This is a genomic window from Streptomyces sp. NPDC029041, from assembly GCF_040637515.1.
In the GTDB taxonomy this organism is placed as follows: Bacteria; Actinomycetota; Actinomycetes; order Streptomycetales; family Streptomycetaceae; genus Streptomyces.
Window position 1 is genome coordinate 326,083 of sequence record NZ_JBEZWO010000001.1, and the last position, 21,119, is coordinate 347,201.

The window sequence follows — 21,119 nt, forward strand, 5'->3', positions numbered from 1 at the left end:
CCGTTGCGCACTAAGGTAAGCCTTGCTTTACTTTCGTCGGCCAACACCTTGCGCTGAGGAGGAACCCGATGCGGGTCGTCATGTTCGGTTACCAGACCTGGGGGCACCGCACCCTGCGAGCCCTCCTGGAGTCCGAGCACGACGTGGTGCTGGTGGTGACCCACCCCAAGAGCGAGCACGCCTACGAGAAGATCTGGAGCGACTCGGTCGCCGACCTCGCCGAGGAGCACGGCGTCCCGGTGCTGATCCGCAACCGCCCCGACGACGAGGAGCTGTTCGAGCGCCTCAAAGACGCCGACCCGGACATCATCGTGGCCAACAACTGGCGTACCTGGATCCCCCCGCGCATCTTCGGCCTGCCGCGCCACGGCACGCTGAACGTGCACGACTCGCTGCTGCCGAAGTACGCCGGCTTCTCCCCGCTGATCTGGGCGCTCATCAACGGCGAGTCCGAAGTGGGCGTCACGGCGCACATGATGAACGACGAACTCGACGCGGGCGACATCGTCCGGCAGGAGGCGGTGCCGGTCGGCCCGGCGGACACCGCGACCGACCTCTTCCACAAGACCGTCGACCTCATCGCCCCGGTCACCATCGGCGCGCTCGATCTGATCGCTTCCGGGCAGACCGAGTTCACCGAGCAGGACCGCTCCCGGGCGTCGTTCTTCCACAAGCGCTCCGACGAGGACAGCCGCATCGACTGGAGCTGGCCGGCCGAGGACCTGGAGCGCCTGGTGCGCGCCCAGTCCGAGCCCTACCCCAGCGCCCACACTTTCCACCGGGGCAAGCGGCTCGACGTCCTGGCCGCGTTCGTCTCCGAGGGCCGCTACGGCGGCACACCCGGCCGGATCTTCTACCGCGAGGGCGACGGCGTGGTGATCGTCGCCGGCGCCGACGCCCGCACGGGACGCAACCACGGCCTGGCCCTCACCCGCGTACGCACCGAGGACGGCCGGGAATTGCCCGCGGCCGAGTACTTCACCTCCATGGGCGGCTACCTCACCGGCCGCCCCTGACCCACGGCCCCGTCACGGCCCCCGGGCCGACCGGCAGCGTCGCCGTACGGACCCTTCCCGCACGGCGGCGATCGCGGAAAGTGCCCGCCGAGGCCGCCAAGTACCCTAATTTTGAACCGTGTTCACAGAGAAGGCACAGCCGGACCACCGTCCACGCATGACGCCGCCCAGCGTGCTGGACCTCAGCGCGTACCTGATGTACGCGACGGGAAAGGCAGCCCGCCGCACCCTGTCGGAGAAACTCAACTCCAGAGGGCTGCGGTTGTGGCATCTGACCGTCCTGACCCTGGTCTCCGACCTCGGTCCGCAGCCCAAGGGCGTGCTGGCCGCCCGGCTGGACATGAACGCCAGCGATCTCGCGCGCATCGTGAAGGACCTGGCCGACGCGGGGCAGGTCGAGTGCGTCCGCAGCCTCGCCGACCGCCGTCGCGTCGACGTCCGCATCACCCAGCAGGGCAGAACGGCCCTCGACCATCTCAACGCCGACATCGCCTCCGCGGACGACGACCTGCTGGCTCCGCTGAGCGATGCCGAACGGGAGCAGCTGGCCTCCCTGCTCCGGCGCGTGCACGCCCACCACGAGGAACACGGCCCCGCCGCCGGATTCCGGGAGCCGGCTCAGGCCCGCCAGCCGTAGCGGCGTTCGGGCCGGCCTGCGGCGCCGTAGCGCAGGGACACCTCCGCACTGCCGGTGCCGTGGAAGTACTCCAGGTAGCGGCGGGCGCTCACCCGGGACACGCCGGTGACGGCGGCGCATTCGGTGGCGGACAGGGTGCCGTCCGCCTCGCGCAGGGCCCGCTCGACCAGTTCGGCGGTCTCCACGCTCATGCCCTTGGGCAGGGTGGGGGCCGGTGCCGGGCCGAACGCTCCGGCCAGGACGCGGTCCACGTCCGCCTGGCCGCGGACCACCGCCGTGAGCAGCCTGCCCCGCTGGGCCGCGTAGCGCTCCAGACGCAGGCGCAGGTCCTCGAAGTCGAAGGGTTTGAGAAGGTAGTCGACCACACCGCGGCGGACGGCGCCGCGTACCGTCTCGGCCTCCGCCGCCGCGCTGATGACCATGACGTCGCAGTCGTGCCCGGCGGTCCGCAGCCGGGGGATGACGTCGAGCCCGAACAGGTCGGGGAGGTACAGGTCGAGCAGGATGAGGGCGGGGCGCAGGGTCTCGACCGCCTCGATGGCCTGTCCTGCGGTGTGGGCGGTACCGACGACGCGGAACGGCTCGACGCGTTCGACGAACGCGCGGTGGACCCTGGCCACCATGAAGTCGTCGTCGACCACGAGGACGTCGATCGCGTCCGTCTTGTCGCTCGCCTCGGTCATCGGGCCGCTCCTTCCGCCACCGCGCCGGTGAGGTGGCTGACGGTCATGCGTGCGGTGAACACGGCCCCTTCCGGGGTGTTGGACACCGAGATCTCTCCCCCGTGCCGTTCGCAGACCAGCTTGGTCAGGGCCAGCCCGATGCCGCGCTCGCCCTCCCGGGCGGCCTTGGTGGTGAAACCGTGGGAGAAGACCTCGCGGGCCAGTTCCGGGGCCACGCCCGGCCCCGAGTCGCGGACCACGATCTCCACGCTGGAGGCGTCCTGCCGCAGCGCCACTTCCACCCAGGCGTCGTCCCGGGCGCCGGCGGCGTCGACGGCGTTGTCCACGAGGTTGCCGACCACGGTCGCCACATCGGCGGCGTCCTCGGGGGTCAGGCGCTCCAGCGCGGTGTCGTCCGAGATCCGCAGACTGACCTTCCGTTCCGCCGCGAGGGAGGCCTTCGCCATCAGGAGTGCCGCGACCGCGGTGTCCCGGACGCGGCGGCTGAGGGTGACGTCCAGCGACTGCCGGTGCCGGCTCAACGCGCGGATATAGGCCACGACTTCGTCCTGCTCACCGATCTGGATCAGCCCGGAGATGGTGTGCAGCTGGTTGGCGAACTCGTGCGCCTGCGCCCGCAGCAGCTCGGAGGAGCTGCGGAAGGAGCCGATCTCCCTTTCCAGCCGGGCCAGTTCGGTGCGGTCGCGCAGGGTGGTGACCGAACCGAGGGGCCGGCCGTCCTTGGTGACGGTCATCCGGTTCATCACCAGGACCCGGCCGTGGCGGACGACGACCTCGTCGCGCTCGCCGGCGGCGGTGCCGGACAGCACGTCGCGCAGCCGCCCGTCGATGCCGAGGCCTTCGAGGCTCTGGCCGACGCAGTCCTCGGGCAGGTCGAGCAGGCGGCGGCCCATGTCGTTGACGAGGGTGAGCCGGTGCTGCGGGTCCAGGGCGATCACGCCCTCCGCGATCCCGTAGAGCATCGCCTCCCGGTGCTCGGCGAGCCCCGCGATCTCACCCGGCTCCAGCCCCAGGGTCTGCCGCTTCACCCGCCGCGCGAGCAGCCAGGAACCGGCCACGCCCAGTCCGCTGGCGATGCCCAGATAGGCGAGCAGATAGGAGGAGGCACCGCTGAGCCGCTGCCACACCGTCGGATCGGCCTCACCGATCATCACCGTGCCGAGGATCCGGCCCAGGTTCTCCTCGCTCGCCCCGAGGACGGGCACCTGGGCGGCCAGCTCGCGGTTGCCGTCCAGGGTCAGCTGCCCGGACCAGCCGCGTCCCCGGGCCGTGCCCGGACCCAGCCGCATCCGGTCCCCGACGACCGTGGGGTTCGTGGAGCTGACGATCCGCCCGGCCGCGTCGGCCACCGTCACCGAGGTCACCCCCGACTGCGCCTGGGTGGCGAGCACCAGCGGGGCGAGCGCCTCCCCCGGCGCCGGGCGCACCAGCTGGCTGCGCACCAGGGGGTTGGCGGCCAGCTGTTCGGCGAGCGCGCCCACCCGGCGCCCTTCGACGCGGTTGAAGGTGGCCTGGGACTGGGCGAGGGAGACCGCGGCGACGGCGAGCAGCACCATCACGACGATGGCGAGCTGGAGCACCAGCATCTCGCCCGCGAGCGAGTGGCGACGAAAGGTGGCGACCACGACGAACTCAATCTGCGATGCCGCCGCGAGCGGGGCGGCTCATGTGCCGAGCCGCACCATCATGACGCCCACCAGCCGAAATCGAAAGAGATCCGTCACCGCCCGCCGGGCTTGGGGCCGATGCCCCGCAGCTCCCTGATCGTGCCGCCGAGCTTCGCGCGGAAGGACTCCAGCAGCGCCGGCTTCACACTGACCACCCAGCGCGTGCCCACGAGGTACTTGCCTCCGTAGACGCGCGCCTCCTCCAGCCAGGTCTCCTTGAGCTTCTCCTCGGGGAAGGTGGTGATGAGGTAGTCGGCCTTCTCGGTGTGGCACAGACCCTGGCGCAATTCGTCGGCGTCGATGCGGATCTTCGCCTTGCAGCCGGTCAGCCCGGCGATCACCTCCACCTTGGCCGGTGCGACGACCCCGGCGGCGGGAGCGGCGGTCACACTCGGCGCGGCCTTGCCGCCGCCCGCGCCCCCGGCGGCGTCACCGCCGCCGCAGGCGGTGACGAGGGGAAGGACGACCAGGGCACCGGCCGCCGTGACGGTCCGCAGCCGGTGGGCACGGGAAAGGTTCCGGCGGGTGGATCGTACGGGCGCTTGCTGCTGGGACACGTCACCTCTCCGGATGCGGGCTGTCGGGCTTCCGCCGGACTGTCTTCGGGAGTACTCGGGGAGGAGTACGCACAGGTCCGGGCAGGCGTTCACGCCCTACGCGGCCTCCCCCACCGTCTCGCCGGGCACCCCGCCGGCCGGTCCGCCGAACTGGGTGCGGTACAGCTCCGCGTAGCGCTTTCCGGCCGCCAGGAGTTCCCCGTGCGTGCCCCGTTCCACGATCCGGCCCGCCTCGACGACCAGGATCTGGTCGGCCGCGCGGACGGTGGAGAGACGGTGGGCGATCACGACGGCCGTGCGGCCTTCGAGGGCTTCGGCGAGGGCTTCCTGGACGGCGGCCTCGGAGGTGTTGTCGAGGTGCGCCGTGGCCTCGTCGAGGATGACGACGCGCTGGCGGGCCAGTAGCAGCCGGGCGATGGTCATGCGCTGGCGCTCGCCGCCGGACAGGCGGTAGCCGCGCTCGCCGACGACGGTGTCGAGGCCGTCGGGCAGGGACCGTACGAGCTCCTCCAGGCGGGCCCGGCGCAGGGCGTCCCACAGATCGCTCTCGGTGGCCTCGGGCCGGGCGAGCAACAGGTTGGCGCGGACGGTGTCGTGGAAGAGGTGGCCGTCCTGGGTGACCATGCCCAGGGTCTGCCGCAGCGAGCGCGCCGTGAGGTCGCGGACGTCGACGCCGCCGATGCGCACGGCCCCCTCGTCGGTGTCGTACAGGCGGGGCATCAGCTGGGCGATGGTCGATTTGCCCGCGCCGGAGGAGCCCACGAGCGCCACGGTCTGGCCGGGTTCGGCGCGGAAGGACAGGCCGTGCAGCACTTCGTCACCGCCTCGGCCGTCCAGGGACGCGACCTCCTCCAGGGAGGCCAGGGAGACCTTGTCGGCGGCGGGGTAGCCGAAGCGGACCCGGTCGAATTCGACCGCCACGGGCCCGTCGGGCACCGGGCGCGCGTCCGGTTTCTCCTCGATGAGGGGCCGCAGGTCGAGCACCTCGAAGACCCTCTCGAAGCTGACCAGGGCGCTCATCACCTCGACGCGCGCCCCCGCGAGCGCCGTCAGCGGCGCGTACAGCCGGGTCAGGAGCAGCGCGAGCGACACGACCGCGCCGGGTTCCAGAGCCCCGCGCAGGGCGAACCAGCCACCGAGGCCGTAGACCAGGGCCAGGGCGAGGGCCGAGACCAGGGTGAGCGCGGTGATGAAGGCCGCCTGGGCGGTCGCGGTGCGGATCCCGATGTCGGCGACCCGGCGGGCCCGCTCGGCGAACTCCCGCGACTCCTCCTCGGGACGTCCGAAGAGCTTGACGAGGGTGGCGCCGGGGGCGGAGAACCGCTCGGTCATGCGGGTTCCCATCGCGGCGTTCAGCGTCGCCGCCTCCCGCTGCATCCGGGCCATGCGACGGCCCATGCGCCGGGCCGGGACCACGAACACCGGCAGCAGTACCAGCGCCAGCAGGGTGATCTGCCAGGACAGCGTGAGCATCACCGCGAGGGTGAGCAGCAGCGTGACGAGGTTGGAGACCACTCCGGACAGGGTGGTGCTGAACGCGCGCTGGGCGCCGATGACGTCGTTGTTGAGCCGGGAGACGAGGGCGCCCGTACGTGTGCGTGTGAAGAACGCGACCGGCATGCGCTGCACATGGTCGAAGACGGCCGTGCGCAGATCGAGGATGAGATGCTCACCGAGCGTCGCGGACAGTCTCCGGCCGAGGATGCCCAGGGCCGCCTCCGCCACCGCGATCACCGCGATGAGCAGGGCGAGGCGTACGACTCTGTCCTCGTCCCCGTGCGACACGATCGTGTCCACGACCCACCCGGCCAGGACGGGCGTCGCCACGGCCAGCAGGGCGGTACCCACGCCGAGCAGGACAAAAAGGGCGATGCGGCGCCGGTGCGGGCGGGCGAACACGCCGATGCGGCGCAGGGTGGCCAGGGCGAAGGGACGGCGTTCCTGTTCGGCGTTCATGACGCTGTGCAGCTGTGTCCACGCTGTGGTCTCCATACTCATGACGGAGACCGTAGAACCTCAAGCAATCTTGAGGTCAAGGAGCTCGCACAATTCCACGGCATCCCGCACAATCACCCCCAACCCCCGCTTCCCCGTCCCCTTCGCGCAAAGGCCCCGATGACGCTCCCCACCCAGCCGCATCCCGCGCGCCATCCCCAGTCCCCGCTCCCGCAACCCGCAGTTGGCACGGCCTGGACAGCCTCTGCGGACATGACAGCGGTACCACTCCCCGAACTCCGGCCGGGACGACTCCCCCGTCGCGTCCCGGTCCGCCGTCTGCGGCAGATCCTGTGTCTGCTCCCCCTGCTCCTCGTGGCCGTGGTCGCGGTGCGGCACCGGTCGGTGCTGGCGGCGGGTTTCGCGCACCTGGGCACCGCCGAGTGGCCCTGGCTGCTGGCGGCCGCCGGTGCGACCTGCCTGACCTGGGTCGCCGCCTCCTGCACCCGGCAGGGCGCGGTCGTCGAACGGCTGCCCCGACGACGGCTGCTGGCCACGCAGTTCGCGGCCGGCGCGGCCAACCATCTGCTGCCGACCGGGCTGGGCGCGAGCGCGGTCAACCTGCGGTTCATGACGGTCTGCGGACTGCCCCTCGCCCGCTCCTCGGCCGCCCTCGCCCTGTATCTGCTCGCCGAGAGCGCCGGCCGGGTCCTGCTGCTGGGCGCCCTGCTCGTCGCGTTCCCCGACGCGCTGCGGCTCGGCACGCTGGTGCCCGAGACGGCGTTCGGTCCGCTGCTGGCCGGCGCCGGGGCGGTGCTGCTGATCGCCGCGACCGTGCTCGTCCTCGTACGGCGGCTGCGCTCGGCACTGGTGTCCTTCCTGCGGACGGCGCTCGGCGAGGCACGCTCGGTGCACGCCCGGCCCGCCCGCGCCCTCGCGTTGTGGGGCGGGTCCTTCGCCTTCCCGGCCTTGCAGGCATCGGTCCTGGTACTGGTGGGGCGGGCGCTGGGGCTGGACATCCCGGCCGCGCACATGGCGGTGGCCTACCTGGCGGCGACGGTGGCCGTCGCGCTGGTGCCCACGCCGGGCGGGATCGGCTCGGTGGAGGCGGCGCTGGTCGTGGCACTGGTGGCGGCGGGCGGCCCGGCCGCGGTGGCCACCGCCGTGGTCCTGGCCTTCCGGGTCATCACCGTCTGGCTGCCGCTGGTGCCGGGCGCCCTCACGCTGGCGGCGCTGGTGCGGCTGAAGGTGATCTGACGGACGCGCGAGGAGACGTGACGGTGCGTCATGTGAAGTGACTCACCCTTCGCCCGCCCCCGTCTCCGGTACGGAACCCCGTGCGGGATACGGCAGGATGAACGATCGTGCCGACCGCTGGTCAGGGTGGTCGGGCACCTTCGGACATCCCGGAAGACGAGCAGGTGACGACGTGACGAGACTTCACATCCGGCCGCCGGTGGCGGCGTTCGCCGCGGTTCCCCGCACCGGAGGTGACCGGTGAACCGGGCGCTCACCGTGGACGATCTGCTGTTCGCCGGCATCGCCCTCGGTTCGGGCCTGCTGGCGGCGTTCGCCCTGCGCGTTCTGCTGCGCTGGCTGGGCCGGCACGCCGACCGCACGCGCTGGAGCGGCGACGACGTGATCGTGCACGCGCTGCGGGCCGTGGTGCCCTGGGCGGCGGTCGTGGGCGGCGTGGCGGGCGCGGCGGCCGTGCTGCCGCTGACCCGCACCGTGCAGCACACCACCAACCAGGTGCTCACCGTGCTGCTCATCTTCGTGGCGACGGTGTCGGTGGCCCGGGTGGTGACCGGGCTGGTGCGCACGGTCACCCAGTCCCGCTCCGGGGTCGCCGGATCGGCCACCATCTTCGTCAACATCACCCGGATCCTGGTCCTGGCGATCGGCTTCCTGGTGGTGCTCCAGACGCTGGGCATCTCCATAGCCCCGCTGCTCACCGCCCTGGGTGTCGGCGGTCTGGCGGTCGCGCTGGCGCTCCAGGACACCCTCGCCAACCTCTTCGCGGGCATCCACATCCTCGCCTCCAAGACCGTCCAGCCCGGTGACTACATCAAGCTCAGCAGCGGCGAGGAAGGCTACGTCGAGGACATCAACTGGCGGCAGACGACGATCCGCAACCTGTCCAACAACCTCATCGTGCTCCCCAACGGCCAGCTCGCGCAGGCGAACATGACCAACTTCATGCGCCCCGAGGAGCAGCTGACCATCCTGGTCCAGGTCGGGGTGGCCTACGACAGCGACCTGGAGCACGTGGAGCGGGTGACCAACGAGGTCATCGCCGAGACGATGACCGAGGTCGAGGGCGCCGTGCCGGACCACGAGCCCATCATCAGGTTCCACACCTTCGGCGACTCCCGCATCGGCTTCACCGTCATCCTGGGCGTCGGCGAGTTCAGCGACCAGTACCGGATCAAGCACGAGTTCATCAAGCGCCTGCACAAGCGCTACCGCGCGGAGGGCATCCGCATCCCCGCCCCGGCGCGCACGGTGGCGCTCCAGCAGGGCGGGGTCGGCATCCCGCAGCAGCGGACCGGCGTGATCGAACCGGGCGGGCTGAGCCCCGCCCGGTTCGACTGAGGCGCTCCGCCGTTACAGCGTCGCGGAGTTCTCGTGGTGGCGGCTGTCCCTCCGGTCGCGCGGCGCCGAGAGGGACGCCTTCGCCGGCGTCACGGTCCAGTCCGGGTGGCCCGGCATCCGGGGCGTCTTCGTGCCGTACAGCCAGTCCCGCAGGAAGCCGGTCAGGTCCTGGCCGGAGACTTCCGAGGCGACGGCGATGTAGTCCTCCGTGGAGGCCGAGGAGTCCCGGTACCGCTCCAGGAACGTGCGCTCCAGGGCCGTGAACGCCGCCTCGCCGACCTGCTGCCGCAGCGCGTACAGCACGAGCACGCCGCCGAGGTAGCGCTGGCTGTCGAACAGGTTGGCCGCGTTGGGGGCGGCGACCGGCCCGGAGGTCTGGCGCCACTGGTCGCCGAGGGCGTACGTGTCCTTCATCCGGGCTTCCATGGTGGTCATGCCCTTGGAGTCGGGCCAGCCGCGCTCGTAGCGGTACAGCAGGCCGTAGAAGTCGGCGTGGCCCTCGTTCAGCCACAGGTCGGCCCAGGTGGCGGGGCTGACGCTGTTGCCGAAGTAGGAGTGGACCAGCTCGTGCATCATGTGCGAGCCGATCTTGCTCTCCTCCTGGAGGAGGTAGTTCGGCTTGTAGATCGTGAGGGTCTGGGTCTCCAGGCCGGTGAAGTCGAAGGCGTCCGGGGCGTCGTTGTTGCAGGGCAGCAGGCCGTATGTCTCGAAGGGGTACGCGCCGAGCCGCTGCTCGACCCAGGACACCAGCGCCGGGGTGAGCGTCAGGGCGGGCTCCAGTGCGGCGGCCCTGGCGACGGGGACGACGTCCCGCAGCGGCAGGCCGTGCGGGCCCTGCCGGTCCTTGATCACGTAGTCGCCGACGGTGATCTGCACCACCTCGGTGGCGATCGGCGAACGGGAGCGGTACGTGTACGCGGTGCGGTCGCCGGACAGCTGCTCGGTGCGCACCAGCGTGCCGCTCGCGACGCCCCGCAGCCCGGCGGGAACGGTGAGGCGGAAGGTGAAGTCGGCCTTGTCCGAGGGGTGGTCGTTGCAGGGGAAGACGGTGTGCGCCAGGTCCGGCTGGCAGCACACCGCGAATCCGTCCGGGGTGGCCACCCAGCCACCGGCGGGCGGCGGGGTCCGGCGCGGGTCGGCGCCGTAGGCCACGCACACGGTGACCCGGCGCTTCGCCGCGAGCTTGCGTGCAGGGGTGATCCGCAGCTTCTCGGCCACCTGCTCGAAGGCGGCCGTGCGGCCGTCGACCCGGACGGAGCGGATGTCCAGGCCGCGCGCGTCCAGGGAGAAGCGGCTCAGGGCCTGGGTGGTGCGGATGGTCAGGGTCGCGGTGGCCTCGACGAGCCTGGTCGTGGCGTCGTAAGCGAAGTCGAGGTGGTACGCCGAGACGCGGTATCCGTCATTGCCGAGGGCGGGGTAGACGGGGTCGCCGAGGGTCTCGGGGCCCGGGGCGGCGTCGGTCCGACCGGCCGCCTGGGCCGGGATCCCCGTGGTCAGTGCCGCCGCCGTGCCGAGAAGGGCTACCGCCGGGGCCGTCACTCTGGTGCGATATCTCATGGTCAGCTTCCGCTCGGACGGCCGGGTGGTCAGATCCGGCCGTGGCTTGGAGTGAGTGATCTCTCTCCCAGACACACGAACGGGGCGATCGGTTGCGCGAAACTGGTCGCGGACCCCTGTCGAGACGAGGTCGCCCACGAGATATCTTGATGTCGAGCAATGTTGCAGACGTGGAGCGGAGCACCCGGTGACTGACTCGACCATCATCTATACGCACACTGACGAGGCCCCCGCCCTGGCGACGTATTCCTTCCTGCCGGTGGTCCGGGCGTACGCCTCGCAGGCGGGTGTCGCTGTGGAGACCCGCGACATCTCGCTGGCCGGGCGCATCATCGCCGTGTTCCCGGAGTACCTCACCGAGGACCAGCGCATCCCGGACGCCCTCGCGGAGCTCGGCGAGCTGGCCAAGACGCCCGCCGCCAACATCATCAAGCTGCCGAACATCTCGGCGTCCATCCCCCAGCTCAAGGCGGCCGTCGCCGAGCTGCAGGGCCAGGGCTACGCGCTGCCCGACTACCCGGACGACCCGAAGACCGACGAGGAGCGCGAGATCCGCGCCCGCTACGACAAGGTCAAGGGCTCCGCCGTGAACCCGGTCCTGCGTGAGGGCAACTCCGACCGGCGCGCCCCCGCCTCGGTCAAGAACTACGCCAAGTCGCACCCGCACCGCATGGGCGCCTGGACCCCCGAGTCCAAGACCAACGTGGCGACCATGGGCCAGAACGACTTCCGCTCCACCGAGAAGTCCGTCGTGATCGCCGAGGACGGCGCGCTGCGCATCGAGCTCGTCGGCGACGACGGCACCACCACGGTGCTGCGCGAGTCCGTACCGGTCCTCGCCGGTGAGGTCGTCGACGCCTCCGTGCTGCGCGTCGCCGCCCTGCGCGAGTTCCTGACCGCGCAGGTCGCCAGGGCCAAGGCCGAAGGTGTGCTGTTCTCGGTGCACCTGAAGGCCACGATGATGAAGGTCTCCGACCCGATCGTCTTCGGCCACGTGGTGCGCGCCTTCTTCCCGAAGACGTTCGCGCGGTTCGGCGACAAGCTCGCCGCGGCCGGCCTCACCCCGAACGACGGCCTGGGCGGCATCTGGAAGGGCCTGGACGCCCTTCCCGAGGGCGCCGAGATCAAGGCCTCCTTCGACGCCGAGCTCGCCGAGGGCCCGGAGCTGGCGATGGTCGACTCCGACAAGGGCATCACCAACCTGCACGTGCCCTCCGACGTCATCATCGACGCCTCCATGCCGGCCATGATCCGCACCTCCGGCCACATGTGGGGCCCGGACGGGCAGGAGCACGACGCCCTCGCGGTCATCCCGGACTCCTCCTACGCGGGCGTCTACCAGGCCGTGATCGAGGACTGCCGGGCCAACGGCGCCTTCGACCCGTCCACCATGGGCACGGTGCCGAACGTCGGCCTCATGGCGCAGAAGGCCGAGGAGTACGGCAGCCACGACAAGACGTTCGAGATCGCCACCACGGGCACGGTCCGCCTGGTCGACGGCAACGGCACCGCGCTGATCGAGCAGAGCGTCTCGGCCGGCGACATCTTCCGCGCCTGCCAGACCAAGGACGCGCCGATCAGGGACTGGGTGAAGCTGGCCGTCACCCGCGCCCGCGCCACCGGCGATCCGGCGGTGTTCTGGCTGGACGAGACCCGCGCGCACGACGCCAACCTGATCGCGAAGGTCAACACCTACCTCGCCGAGCACGACACCGAGGGCCTGGACATCCGGATCCTCAACCCGGTCGAGGCCACGAAGCTGTCGGTGGAGCGCATCCGCCGCGGCGAGAACACCATCTCGGTCACCGGCAACGTCCTGCGCGACTACCTGACCGACCTGTTCCCGATCCTGGAGCTGGGCACCAGCGCCAAGATGCTGTCGGTCGTCCCGCTGATGGCGGGCGGCGGCCTGTTCGAGACGGGTGCGGGCGGCTCGGCGCCGAAGCACGTGCAGCAGCTCGTCAAGGAGAACTACCTGCGCTGGGACTCCCTCGGTGAGTTCTTCGCCCTGGTGCCGTCCTTCGAGCAGCTCGCGAAGGTGGCGGGCAACAGCCGCGCCCAGGTCCTGGCCGACACGCTCGACCGCGCCACGGCGACCTTCCTCGAGGAGGACAAGTCCCCGACCCGCCGCGTCGGCGGCATCGACAACCGCGGCAGCCACTTCTACCTGTCCCTGTACTGGGCGCAGGAGCTGGCCGGGCAGACCGACGACGCGGACCTGGCGAAGGCCTTCGCCCCGCTCGCCGAGACGCTCGCCGCGAACGAGCAGAAGATCGTCGACGAGCTGGTCGGCGCCCAGGGCAAGCCGGTCGACATCGGCGGCTACTACCAGCCCGACCCGGCGAAGGCCGCGGAGGCCATGCGCCCGTCCGCCACGTGGAACGAGGCCCTGGCGTCCCTGAGCTGACGCCCCGGGCCCGACGGCCCGCCCCCTCCGCCCCGGCCGGCGCCATGCCCGGCCGGGGCGGAGCCATGTGCGGCCCCGTCCTGGTCCCGTATGGCACGTTGGTTCCTCCGCACAGCATGGCAACCACGCCACCGGAGCCGCCTCATGACCGACGCATCGCACTCCTTCGACCTGCTGCCCGGGGACCGGCTGTCGCCGGTGATCCTCCATGTGCCGCATGCCGCGCGGGAGATACCGGACGCCGTGCGGGCGGGGATCGTGCTCGGCGACGAGGAACTGGCGCGGGAGCTGGACCTCATCACGGACGCGTACACGGACCGGATCGCCGAGGTGGCGGCCGGACTGGCGGGCGTCACGCCCTGGCGGTTCGTCAACCGGCTGTCGCGGCTGGTCGTCGATCCGGAGCGGTTTCCGGACGAGCGGGAGGAGATGCTCGCCGTGGGGATGGGCGCGGTGTACACGCGGACCACGCACGGCGCGGTGCTGCGGGCCGAGGCCGTCGCCGCCGGGCCGCTCGTGGAACGGTACTTCCTGCCCTACGCGCGGGCGATGACCGAGGCGGTGGCGGACCGGCTGGAGTCGACCGGGCGCGCAGTGATCATCGACGTGCACTCGTACCCGAGCCGGAGGCTGCCCTACGAACTGCACGGGGAGGGGCCGCGCCCGCCGGTCTGCCTCGGTACCGACTCCTTCCACACGCCCTCCGCACTGCTGGACGCGGCCCGGGAGGCGTTCGGGAAGACGCAGCCCGACACCCCGTTCGCCGGGACCTACGTCCCGCTGGAGTTCCACGGGAAGCGACCCGAGGTGAGCGCCCTCATGGTGGAGATCCGCCGGGACACCTACATGACGGAGCCGGGCGGCCCCGCCGGTCCCGGGCTGGAGCGGCTCGGCGGGGCGCTGGCCGGGCTGGTGGACGCCGCGTCCCGCTGAACCGCCCGCGCGGGCACCTTGCCTGTGTGCGTGGGGCGTCGGGTCGAGGGGGGCCACCGGCTCGTGCGCGCCGGATGCGGCCCACCAGCGCGTGCGCCGTCATCCGCTCGTTCACTGCGATGTCCGGCCGGGGCCGGGGGCGCACGCTCCCTGGACGTGATGCCGTCCGGCGCTCCGTCGAGGGCCGCGGGGCGGACGCGGGGCGCACCGGCCGGGGCGCCGTGGATCCACCCCAGGGGTGAAGAGCGTTCAGCGGCGGTCGTCACCGGGCATCGTGCAGAGGAACGGCCGCAAATGGTGTTACGCCGTCCGAGTGTTCACATCTACGCTTGATTGCTCTCGCGGTTGCACGTCCGTACCGATCGGCGCACGAGGTGCCTACGGCCCGACTACGCTCGCGGCGTGACACCGGGGGATGGGGGGAGCAGGTGGACAGGTCCCGACGCGACCGCGGCCGGCGGCGGAAGCTGCCGGCTGTTCCGGCCGTTCTGCTCGGAGCGCTGGGCGCACTGGTTCTGGGGACGTCGATCGGTTTGGCGGCGGACCCGACGCGCCTCGTCGGCACCACCGGGTACGTCTTCGCCACCGGCCTGCTGCTGGCCGTCGGGCTGTACGGCAGCACGTACGGCATCGATCTCGCGGATCTGCGTCGTGACCTTCGGGGCGTGGTGGCGGCCGTCACGCTGGGGGTCGTTCTCAAGGCGGCGATGATCTCGGGCGTGATGGTCTGGGCCTTCGACCGGCCGGAGTACCTGATTCTCGGCATCGTCGTCGCGCAGATCGACCCGCTGTCGGTGACCGCGCTCAGCAAGGACGGGCACATGTCGCAGCGTGCCCGCTCGCTGCTCACGGCGTGGGCCTCGTTCGACGACCCGATGACGGTGCTGCTGACGCTGTACGTCGCCGGGTACGCCTACACGGCCGCCGGGCACACGGGCGCGCCCTCGGTGGTGGGCGGCGGGGCCCGGGGATACGCCCTCGGGCTGGCGCTGAACACGCTGCTGACGGCCGGCGCCCTGCTGGCGTGGTGGGCCGCCGGCAGGCTGTGGCCGGCCCGGCGGGCCGGGCAGCGGCCCGCGCGCCCCCGGCGCCCGGCGACTGTGCCGGCCGCCCTCCTGGTCCTGGTCATGCTGGCGCTGGCGGCCGCGAACATGCTCATGCTGGCCGTGGCGGTGGCCGGACTGTTCCTGCGGACGGAGCCGTTCGCCCGCCCTCTGACGCGGGCGGTGACCAGTGCCTTCCTGCTCGCCACGGTCCTGCTGGGCCTGTTCGTCGCCCAAGGGGTGTCGATCACACCGGGGCTGCTGCTGGGAGGCTCGGCGTTCCTCGCGCAGGCCGTGGTGGCCATGCTGCTGATGCCGCTCTTCGTCCGCGGCCTGTCCGGAAGGGACCGGATCCTGCTGGGAATCGGCCAGCAGAACGGGCTCACGGCCGTGCTGCTCGCCCTCACCCTGGAACGCGACTTCCCCAAGACGGTCGGCATCGTCGCCCCGGCCGTGGTCACGGTGAACCTGCTGCACTACGGGGCGCAGATCGCGTTCGGCTGCTGGTCGCGTCACCGGGCCGGAAAAGGCCGGCAACCCGCGGCCGGGCAAAGGCGTCTCCCGGGGCATCCGGCGCCCGGCGACGGCACACCGGGCGGGGCACCGGCCGCGGCCGACGGACTGCGGTCCTCCGCATAGCCGAAGGATGTGCGGCGTCCCGAACGGGTCGCGGCCAGGGGAACGGGGAGGCCGGATGGGCGAGCGGGAAGGGAGCGGCGGGGGGTGTCCCCGCCGCGGCGGACGCGTCCGCGGCCTTCTGAGCCGCCCCGGCGTCCTGCGCCCGCTCCGCGGCCGCACCCTGGGCGACGGCTCGCAACCGCCCTTCGCCCCGGGCCGGAAGCGCGCTTCTCGCTGGACGTCCGTGCTGCTCGGCACCCTGCTGCTGTCCACCGCCGCCGCGCAGGCCGTCGCCGACACCGGCAGGAGTGATGTCCGTCTGGTGTACTGCCTGGCCGGCGAGCACCGGGACGAGCTCCGGGACGCCGCGCTACAACTGGAGGTGGTGCGGCGCCCCTTGGGGCCGGCAGCCGGTCTGGACGCCGTCCGGGTGCCCGGCCCCGGGGGCGGCGTGATGTCGCTCGACGACTGGGCCGACAAGCACCGGGGTGACTTCGAGCGGGTCTGCGACGCGGTTCTGGCCGCGGCGGGTGACCCCCCGGGGGCGTCCGCGGACCAGGGCGGCTCCGGCGGCCTGGGTGGTTTCCTCGACGGGGTGTACCTGCTGGCGGCCGGCGCGGCCCTGACGCTGGTCGGACAGATGACGGAACGGATCTCGGCCGAGCGGCGCACGCGCGACCGGCAACTGGCGGCGGCCGTGCAGGAATTCCGGAGGATCGCATGGCTGTATCTCACGGCGTACGAACAGGATCCCGAGACGGACCACGCCGAGGCGTTACGGGCCCGGGAGGCGCTCTCCGGTCTCCTCGCCCAGGTGCCCGGCCCGGCCCCCCGCCGCGAGGCGGCCCGGCGGCTGGCCGATTCCCTCCCCCTGACGAACAGACTGCCGGGCAGCAGGGACGGGCAACCCCTGCTGCCGCGCCAGAGAAAGAACGAGGCGGACGCCGTGCGCACGACCCTGGACCTGCAGACCCGCGAGGTGGCGGATCTGCGACGCCCGGCGCCCCTGTGGTGGCTGCCCGGAGCACGCGGCAGCGACCGTCCCACCAGCGCCGGAGGACCGCACGCATGACCAGCTCCGACTGGGCCAACCCCTACGGAGTGCGCAAACCGTACGGAACGAACGGCGCGTACCACGGTGACCACGGCGGCAAGGGCCGGGCGGCGCTCAGCGCCGACCATCCCCTCGTGCCGTGGAAGCAGCCGGACCACCTGCACCAGTGGGTCGACGTGGATCACTCACGCGAGGAACTGGACCGCTTCGGCACCAGCTGGCCCCCGCTCGGCGAACTCCTCGACGGCAGCTCGGGGCACGGCCGCGTGGTGGTCGTCAGCGGACCCCCCGGCATGGGCAAGACCAGTCTCATCCACCGGTGCATCCATGAGGTGAAGCAGCAGGTGGCAGCGGCGGCGGCCTGGGCGGGCGACCCGCTCGCCGTCTGCGTGCCGACCGCGGGCCTGGCGAACGACGGCCGCCGCATCAGCGTCGACCCGGACGGTGCCTTCGCTCCGACCAGTCTGATCAACGCCCGCATACGCCGGGAGATCGCGAAGAGTCTGCGGTTCCACGACTTTCCCGAATCCCGTGTGCAGTCGATCGTGGCGGAAGAAGATCCGTTCCAGGCCTACAGCGACATGAGCGAACTGCTGGTGCAGCACAACGCACTGCTCCTGGCGGTGATCCCGCACATACGGTGGAACGACGCCGATCTGCGGGCGAGGTTCCTGAGCACCTGCCTGAGCAATGCGCACACCCGGATCGTACTGTTCGTCGAAGTGAGCCACGGTGCGGCGGAGACGGCGAGGGAAGTGGCCGCCACGCTGAGCGACTCGGCGGCGGTCACCCATCTCGCGCTGCGCGAACTGAACTCCGAGGACATCTGGCGGTTCAGCCGCAGCGCCCGGGCGTCGGAGGACGGCGCGAACGGCCTGGTCGAGCCGGACAGGAGCTCCTTGATGGCGGCACACTCCGAGTGGCGGCCGTCCGACGTGCGCGAACTGCGGACGGTGTTCCACTCTGCGGCGGACGCGCTGCGCAGCGCGCCGCACCCCTGGCCGATCGACGCCGACGCGCTCAGACCCCACTGGGAGCGGCGGCGAGCCGGCCGCGACGCCCTGCTCCGTGCTCCCATCCCGCCCCGCTCCGGCGGCTGACGCCCACCCCCGACCGCGCCCTCACAGGACCCGCAAGGAGTGCCATCGTGGCCGCAAGCAGTGCAGACACCTGGTACAGCAACCCCTTCCCCCTGGTGCCGGTCGTGCGGCTCGGCCCGTCGGCGGACCTCGGCGAGGCCCCGGTCGAGGCCGCCGACTCGGGCAACGCCCATGTCCCGACCCGGACTCTCGGGGAGCTCCAGGGCCTGGTGCGCGACTACCTCCGCGACCGGCCCCGGGGCGGGCGGCGCGGCCGGGCGATCGCCGTGGTGGGCGAGTTCGGTCTCGGCAAGTCCCATGCGGCCCGGGAGGTCTGCAACGCGCTGGCCCGCCCGGACGGCCCCGCCCTGTGGATCGTCGACGAACCGGCGCAGGACTTCGGCCGGATGTACCGCGACCGGCTGCGGGGCCCCGCCGACAGCCCGGAGGGACGTGCCGCGTTCGAGGAACTCGTCCGTGACTACTACGCCTACGTGACGGCGGTGCGGGTCGGCGAGCAGAGCTCCGAGTCACGCCCGGGCCGGCCGGACGACATCCCGCTGGGCGACATCGCCCTCGACGACATCGCCACCGGACTGCGCGACCGGGTCCTCGACCCGGACAAGGTGGTCTCCGCCCTGCGCTACGACCCCGAGGTGATGCACGCCGATCTGCGCGTCACCCTCGGCGAGGTGACGGAGCACCGGCGGTTCGCCACCGCGCTCGCCCTGCTCCAGGACCCCCGGTTCACGTCGATGGTGTGGGCGTGGCTCAGCGGCGACGAGCCCGCGCAGCAGTTGCGCGAACGCGGCATCAGGGACGCGGTCTCGGGCATCGACCCGGTCTTCGACGCGCTGGCCGTCCAGGGCTTCCTGCACGGCCGGGTGGGCAAACCGTACGTGCTGCTGATCGACTCGCTGGAGAAGGTCCTGGACTGGCCGGAGGATTCCCGGCGTACCTTCGTGGACGCTTTCGAGCGGCTGGTCAACGTGTATGTGAGCCGGGGTGGCCTGCTGGTGTTCTGCACCTCGCCGCGCGGGCTCAACGCGTTCCGGCCGAGTCTGCACGAGCGGGTGGTGCAGCTGTGGCCGACGCGGTTCGGCGCGGAGCTCACCGCGCGGCTGGTCGCCGAGTACGTGGGTTCGGGTGCCCGGCCGGACGCGTCCGAGGGGGCCGACACGATCGAGCGGTGGCCGGCGCCGTTCGGCTCCGAGTCGGTCGGGATCCTCCAGGAGCTCACGGGCGGGGTGCCCCGGGAGATCCTCAAAACCTGCCACCACGCCTGGCAGTTGAGCGAGGACGGCGGCGGCGCGGTCCGGGAGGTGAGTGCCGCGACCGTGCTGCGGGCGGTGCGTGAGCTGCACGACAACGTCTCCGATGACCAGGTGGTGTCCACGATCCACGACGCGCTGGCCGAGGGGCAGTGGCGCATCGCGTCGCACGACCCGGTCCCGGCGCGGGGAGCCGACGCCGACGGGCCGCTGGCGGTGGCGTACTGGCTGGAGCCGGTGCCGAACGCCTACATCGCGATCGTGGTCACCCCGTCGGTGCTCGTCGCCGACGACGAGGAACGCATCACCGCGCGGGTCCGGGCCCTGCGCGGCGCCCTGCACCCGGCGCAGGCGGAGGTGCTGCTCGTGGTCAACGGCCATGTGTCACGGACCATGCGGGACCGGCTGGCGCGCTCGGTGGGCTCACAGCCCCTGGTGTACCGTCCCGGAGACTTCGCGCAGGCCGTGAACCAGGCCCTGGACCGGCTGCGCGCCCGTCTCACCCAGCTGCGCCGGGAGGCCGATCTCGCCGAACTGACCACCGAGTTGCGCAGCGCCCTCGGTGAGCACGGTTCCCAACTGGGACAGCTGCGGCGGACGGTGAGCGATCTGGCCCGGCGTGATCTGGTCGCGGTCGCGCCCGGGCCGGCGCGTTCGGCGTTGCCCGAGCCCGTCGAGGGGCGGTTCGAGGAGGTGTTCGCGCTGCTGGACGCCTCCGTGGAGCGGCTGGCCGGACGCCCGCAGGGCGGTGCCGCGACCGGTGGTCCGGCCCTTCGCGTGGGGCCGTCCGATCTGGCGGCACTGGGCTGCGCCACGTTGGTGCGGCAGTTGACGGAGACGTTCCGTTCGGGGGCCGGCACCTGGTTCCGCGCCGTCGCGGCCGGCGTGCCGAGTGAGGAGCAGTGGGCCCGGCTGCGCGGGGTGTGCCGGGAGTACGAGACGGCGGTGGAGGTGCTGCCCGTGCAGGCCCTCGGCGGGGCGGGCCCGGTGCACCGGCCGACCGTCGCGCGGGCGGTGGAGGCACTCGCCGACGAGGTGTGGGGCGCCCTGGTCAGTGCCGTGCGGTCCGCATGACCCCGCCCACGGCGTTTGCGAGCAGCCGTAGCCGGCTCTCGGCGTGGGTGACCTGCCGCTGGTCCAGCGTCACCCCGAGGACGTAGTCCCGCGGCGACAGCCAGATCACGTACACGGCGCCCTCCTGGACATCCAGGACAAGGCGGTCGGCGGGCGGCGGCACCACCAGCCGCAACGCGTCGGTCAGCCGGGCGAGATGGCCGCGCAGGCTCCGGGCGAGGTCGCGGTAGGAGGTGCGGCGGGAGCGCACGCTGGTCTCCAGGAAGCGCGGGCCGAGCTCGGGGCTCTCGAAGACGTCGCCCACGCAGACGAGCTTCCAGTCCCGGTAGTAGGCGGCGTACTGCAGGTCCAGGGTGCTGACGTGGGTGCCCCACAGGGCCCGCAGCCGCATCTCGGACCGGCCGTCGTGCTCGGCCGCCGCCGTCCCGAAGTCGATCCGCAGCCTTCCCTTGTCCTCCGGCAGGGGTTCCAGGGTGTCCGTGAGGCCGCCCGGCTGCTCGTCGGGCAGGTGGTGCACCTGGGTGCGGATCGCGGAGACGAGGCGGTTCATGGCCTCGTCCACGGCGGGCGTCCCACCGGGCGTGTCGGTGTGCGCGGACAGGTACTCCCCCGCCTTGACGCGGCCGCCCCACAGTCCGCCGTGCGCGTTGGCCACCACGACACGCATCAGCTCACCCGTGCCCAACGGCCGCATCAGCGCGCCCAGGTCCTGGGTGCACAGCAGCAGCCGGCTGCCGGGCAGCGCCTCGTTGGCGATGTCCTCGCCGCCCACGGTGACCAGGCTGCTCAGCGGCGGGCAGTCGCCCCGGCGGACCACGAAGTCGATGATCCCGTTGCTGTAGTGCGACACCGACCTGAGGGCGGGGACACCCGCGAAGGCCCCTCGGCACAGCGCTGTTATGCGGCCGTGGCCCTCCGGGGACCAGTGGGACTCCGTGAAGAGCTCGGTCTCCGCGTGCGGGGCTGTCGCCACCTGCGCTCACCTTCCGTCGG

Annotated in this window: 16 protein-coding genes; 10 read left to right on the top strand and 6 right to left on the bottom strand. The window is 72.1% G+C overall.

Annotation, left to right across the window (positions count from 1 at the left end; genetic code table 11):
* Positions 1–68: 68 nt before the first annotated feature.
* Positions 69–1,016 carry a methionyl-tRNA formyltransferase gene (locus AB0F04_RS01340; RefSeq protein WP_362036471.1) on the top strand — a complete coding sequence of 316 codons (948 nt, stop codon included), beginning with the start codon at positions 69–71 and terminating at the stop codon, positions 1,014–1,016.
* A gap of 157 nt (positions 1,017–1,173) precedes the next feature.
* Positions 1,174–1,653, top strand: coding sequence for a MarR family winged helix-turn-helix transcriptional regulator (locus AB0F04_RS01345; RefSeq protein WP_362036474.1), 480 nt, complete (start codon positions 1,174–1,176; stop codon positions 1,651–1,653).
* Here AB0F04_RS01345 and AB0F04_RS01350 read toward each other — a convergent pair.
* The 4 genes from AB0F04_RS01350 to AB0F04_RS01365 form a co-directional block, all read right to left on the bottom strand.
* Positions 1,635–2,336, bottom strand: a complete 702-nt coding sequence (locus AB0F04_RS01350; RefSeq protein WP_362036476.1) for a response regulator — start codon at positions 2,334–2,336, stop codon at positions 1,635–1,637. The two genes, AB0F04_RS01345 and AB0F04_RS01350, sit on opposite strands and share 19 nt — an antisense overlap.
* The gene (locus tag AB0F04_RS01355; protein ID WP_362036478.1) at positions 2,333–3,961 is read right to left on the bottom strand and encodes a sensor histidine kinase; all 1,629 of its coding nucleotides are present in this window, start codon (positions 3,959–3,961) and stop codon (positions 2,333–2,335) included. The genes AB0F04_RS01350 and AB0F04_RS01355 overlap by 4 nt, the downstream gene beginning before the upstream one ends.
* A 95-nt stretch (positions 3,962–4,056) precedes the next feature.
* Positions 4,057–4,560, bottom strand: coding sequence for a hypothetical protein (locus AB0F04_RS01360; protein WP_362036480.1), 504 nt, complete (start codon positions 4,558–4,560; stop codon positions 4,057–4,059).
* Positions 4,561–4,656: 96 nt separating this feature from the next.
* Positions 4,657–6,552: an ABC transporter ATP-binding protein gene (locus AB0F04_RS01365; protein WP_362037303.1), complete on the bottom strand. Its 1,896-nt coding sequence runs from the start codon at positions 6,550–6,552 to the stop codon at positions 4,657–4,659.
* 216 nt (positions 6,553–6,768) lie between these two features.
* On the opposite strand from AB0F04_RS01365, the gene AB0F04_RS01370 reads away from it, so the two are divergent.
* Together AB0F04_RS01370 and AB0F04_RS01375 are read left to right on the top strand one after the other, a co-directional pair.
* The gene (locus tag AB0F04_RS01370; protein ID WP_362036482.1) at positions 6,769–7,752 is read left to right on the top strand and encodes a lysylphosphatidylglycerol synthase transmembrane domain-containing protein; all 984 of its coding nucleotides are present in this window, start codon (positions 6,769–6,771) and stop codon (positions 7,750–7,752) included.
* 240 nt (positions 7,753–7,992) lie between these two features.
* Positions 7,993–9,090 carry a mechanosensitive ion channel family protein gene (locus tag AB0F04_RS01375; RefSeq protein ID WP_362036483.1) on the top strand — a complete coding sequence of 366 codons (1,098 nt, stop codon included), beginning with the start codon at positions 7,993–7,995 and terminating at the stop codon, positions 9,088–9,090.
* A gap of 12 nt (positions 9,091–9,102) precedes the next feature.
* On the opposite strand, the gene AB0F04_RS01380 is transcribed toward AB0F04_RS01375, so the two are convergent.
* Positions 9,103–10,647 (bottom strand): M1 family metallopeptidase, encoded by a 1,545-nt coding sequence (locus tag AB0F04_RS01380; protein ID WP_362036485.1) that lies wholly within the window; start codon positions 10,645–10,647, stop codon positions 9,103–9,105.
* 187 nt (positions 10,648–10,834) lie between these two features.
* On the opposite strand from AB0F04_RS01380, the gene AB0F04_RS01385 reads away from it, so the two are divergent.
* From AB0F04_RS01385 to AB0F04_RS01410, 6 genes are all read left to right on the top strand, one after another.
* Positions 10,835–13,054 carry an NADP-dependent isocitrate dehydrogenase gene (locus AB0F04_RS01385; protein WP_362036487.1) on the top strand — a complete coding sequence of 740 codons (2,220 nt, stop codon included), beginning with the start codon at positions 10,835–10,837 and terminating at the stop codon, positions 13,052–13,054.
* Between the two features lie 144 nt (positions 13,055–13,198).
* Positions 13,199–13,987 carry an N-formylglutamate amidohydrolase gene (locus AB0F04_RS01390; RefSeq protein ID WP_362036489.1) on the top strand — a complete coding sequence of 263 codons (789 nt, stop codon included), beginning with the start codon at positions 13,199–13,201 and terminating at the stop codon, positions 13,985–13,987.
* A gap of 428 nt (positions 13,988–14,415) precedes the next feature.
* On the top strand, positions 14,416–15,669 hold the full coding sequence (locus tag AB0F04_RS01395) for a cation:proton antiporter (RefSeq protein WP_362036491.1): 1,254 nt from the start codon (positions 14,416–14,418) through the stop codon (positions 15,667–15,669).
* A 223-nt stretch (positions 15,670–15,892) separates the two neighbouring features.
* A complete protein-coding gene (locus tag AB0F04_RS01400) occupies positions 15,893–16,720 on the top strand; it encodes a hypothetical protein (protein ID WP_362036493.1) in 828 nt (275 codons plus the stop codon).
* On the top strand, positions 16,717–17,802 hold the full coding sequence (locus AB0F04_RS01405) for an ATP-binding protein (protein WP_362036495.1): 1,086 nt from the start codon (positions 16,717–16,719) through the stop codon (positions 17,800–17,802). Before AB0F04_RS01400 ends, AB0F04_RS01405 begins: the two co-directional genes overlap by 4 nt.
* 47 nt (positions 17,803–17,849) lie before the next feature.
* Positions 17,850–20,126, top strand: a complete 2,277-nt coding sequence (locus tag AB0F04_RS01410; protein WP_362036497.1) for a hypothetical protein — start codon at positions 17,850–17,852, stop codon at positions 20,124–20,126.
* Here AB0F04_RS01410 and AB0F04_RS01415 read toward each other — a convergent pair.
* Positions 20,104–21,099 carry a hypothetical protein gene (locus tag AB0F04_RS01415; protein WP_362036498.1) on the bottom strand — a complete coding sequence of 332 codons (996 nt, stop codon included), beginning with the start codon at positions 21,097–21,099 and terminating at the stop codon, positions 20,104–20,106. The genes AB0F04_RS01410 and AB0F04_RS01415 overlap by 23 nt on opposite strands.
* Positions 21,100–21,119 lie beyond the last annotated feature (20 nt).

Bases quoted from the DNA above. Each gene is read 5' to 3' on its own strand.
- AB0F04_RS01340 (WP_362036471.1), top strand. From the start codon at position 69: ATGCGGGTCGTCATGTTCGGTTACCAGACCTGGGGGCACCGCACCCTG.
- AB0F04_RS01345 (WP_362036474.1), top strand. From the start codon at position 1,174: ATGACGCCGCCCAGCGTGCTGGACCTCAGCGCGTACCTGATGTACGCG.
- AB0F04_RS01350 (WP_362036476.1), bottom strand. From the start codon at position 2,336: ATGACCGAGGCGAGCGACAAGACGGACGCGATCGACGTCCTCGTGGTC.
- AB0F04_RS01365 (WP_362037303.1), bottom strand. From the start codon at position 6,552: ATGGAGACCACAGCGTGGACACAGCTGCACAGCGTCATGAACGCCGAA.
- AB0F04_RS01370 (WP_362036482.1), top strand. From the start codon at position 6,769: ATGACAGCGGTACCACTCCCCGAACTCCGGCCGGGACGACTCCCCCGT.
- AB0F04_RS01380 (WP_362036485.1), bottom strand. From the start codon at position 10,647: ATGAGATATCGCACCAGAGTGACGGCCCCGGCGGTAGCCCTTCTCGGC.
- AB0F04_RS01390 (WP_362036489.1), top strand. From the start codon at position 13,199: ATGACCGACGCATCGCACTCCTTCGACCTGCTGCCCGGGGACCGGCTG.
- AB0F04_RS01405 (WP_362036495.1), top strand. From the start codon at position 16,717: ATGACCAGCTCCGACTGGGCCAACCCCTACGGAGTGCGCAAACCGTAC.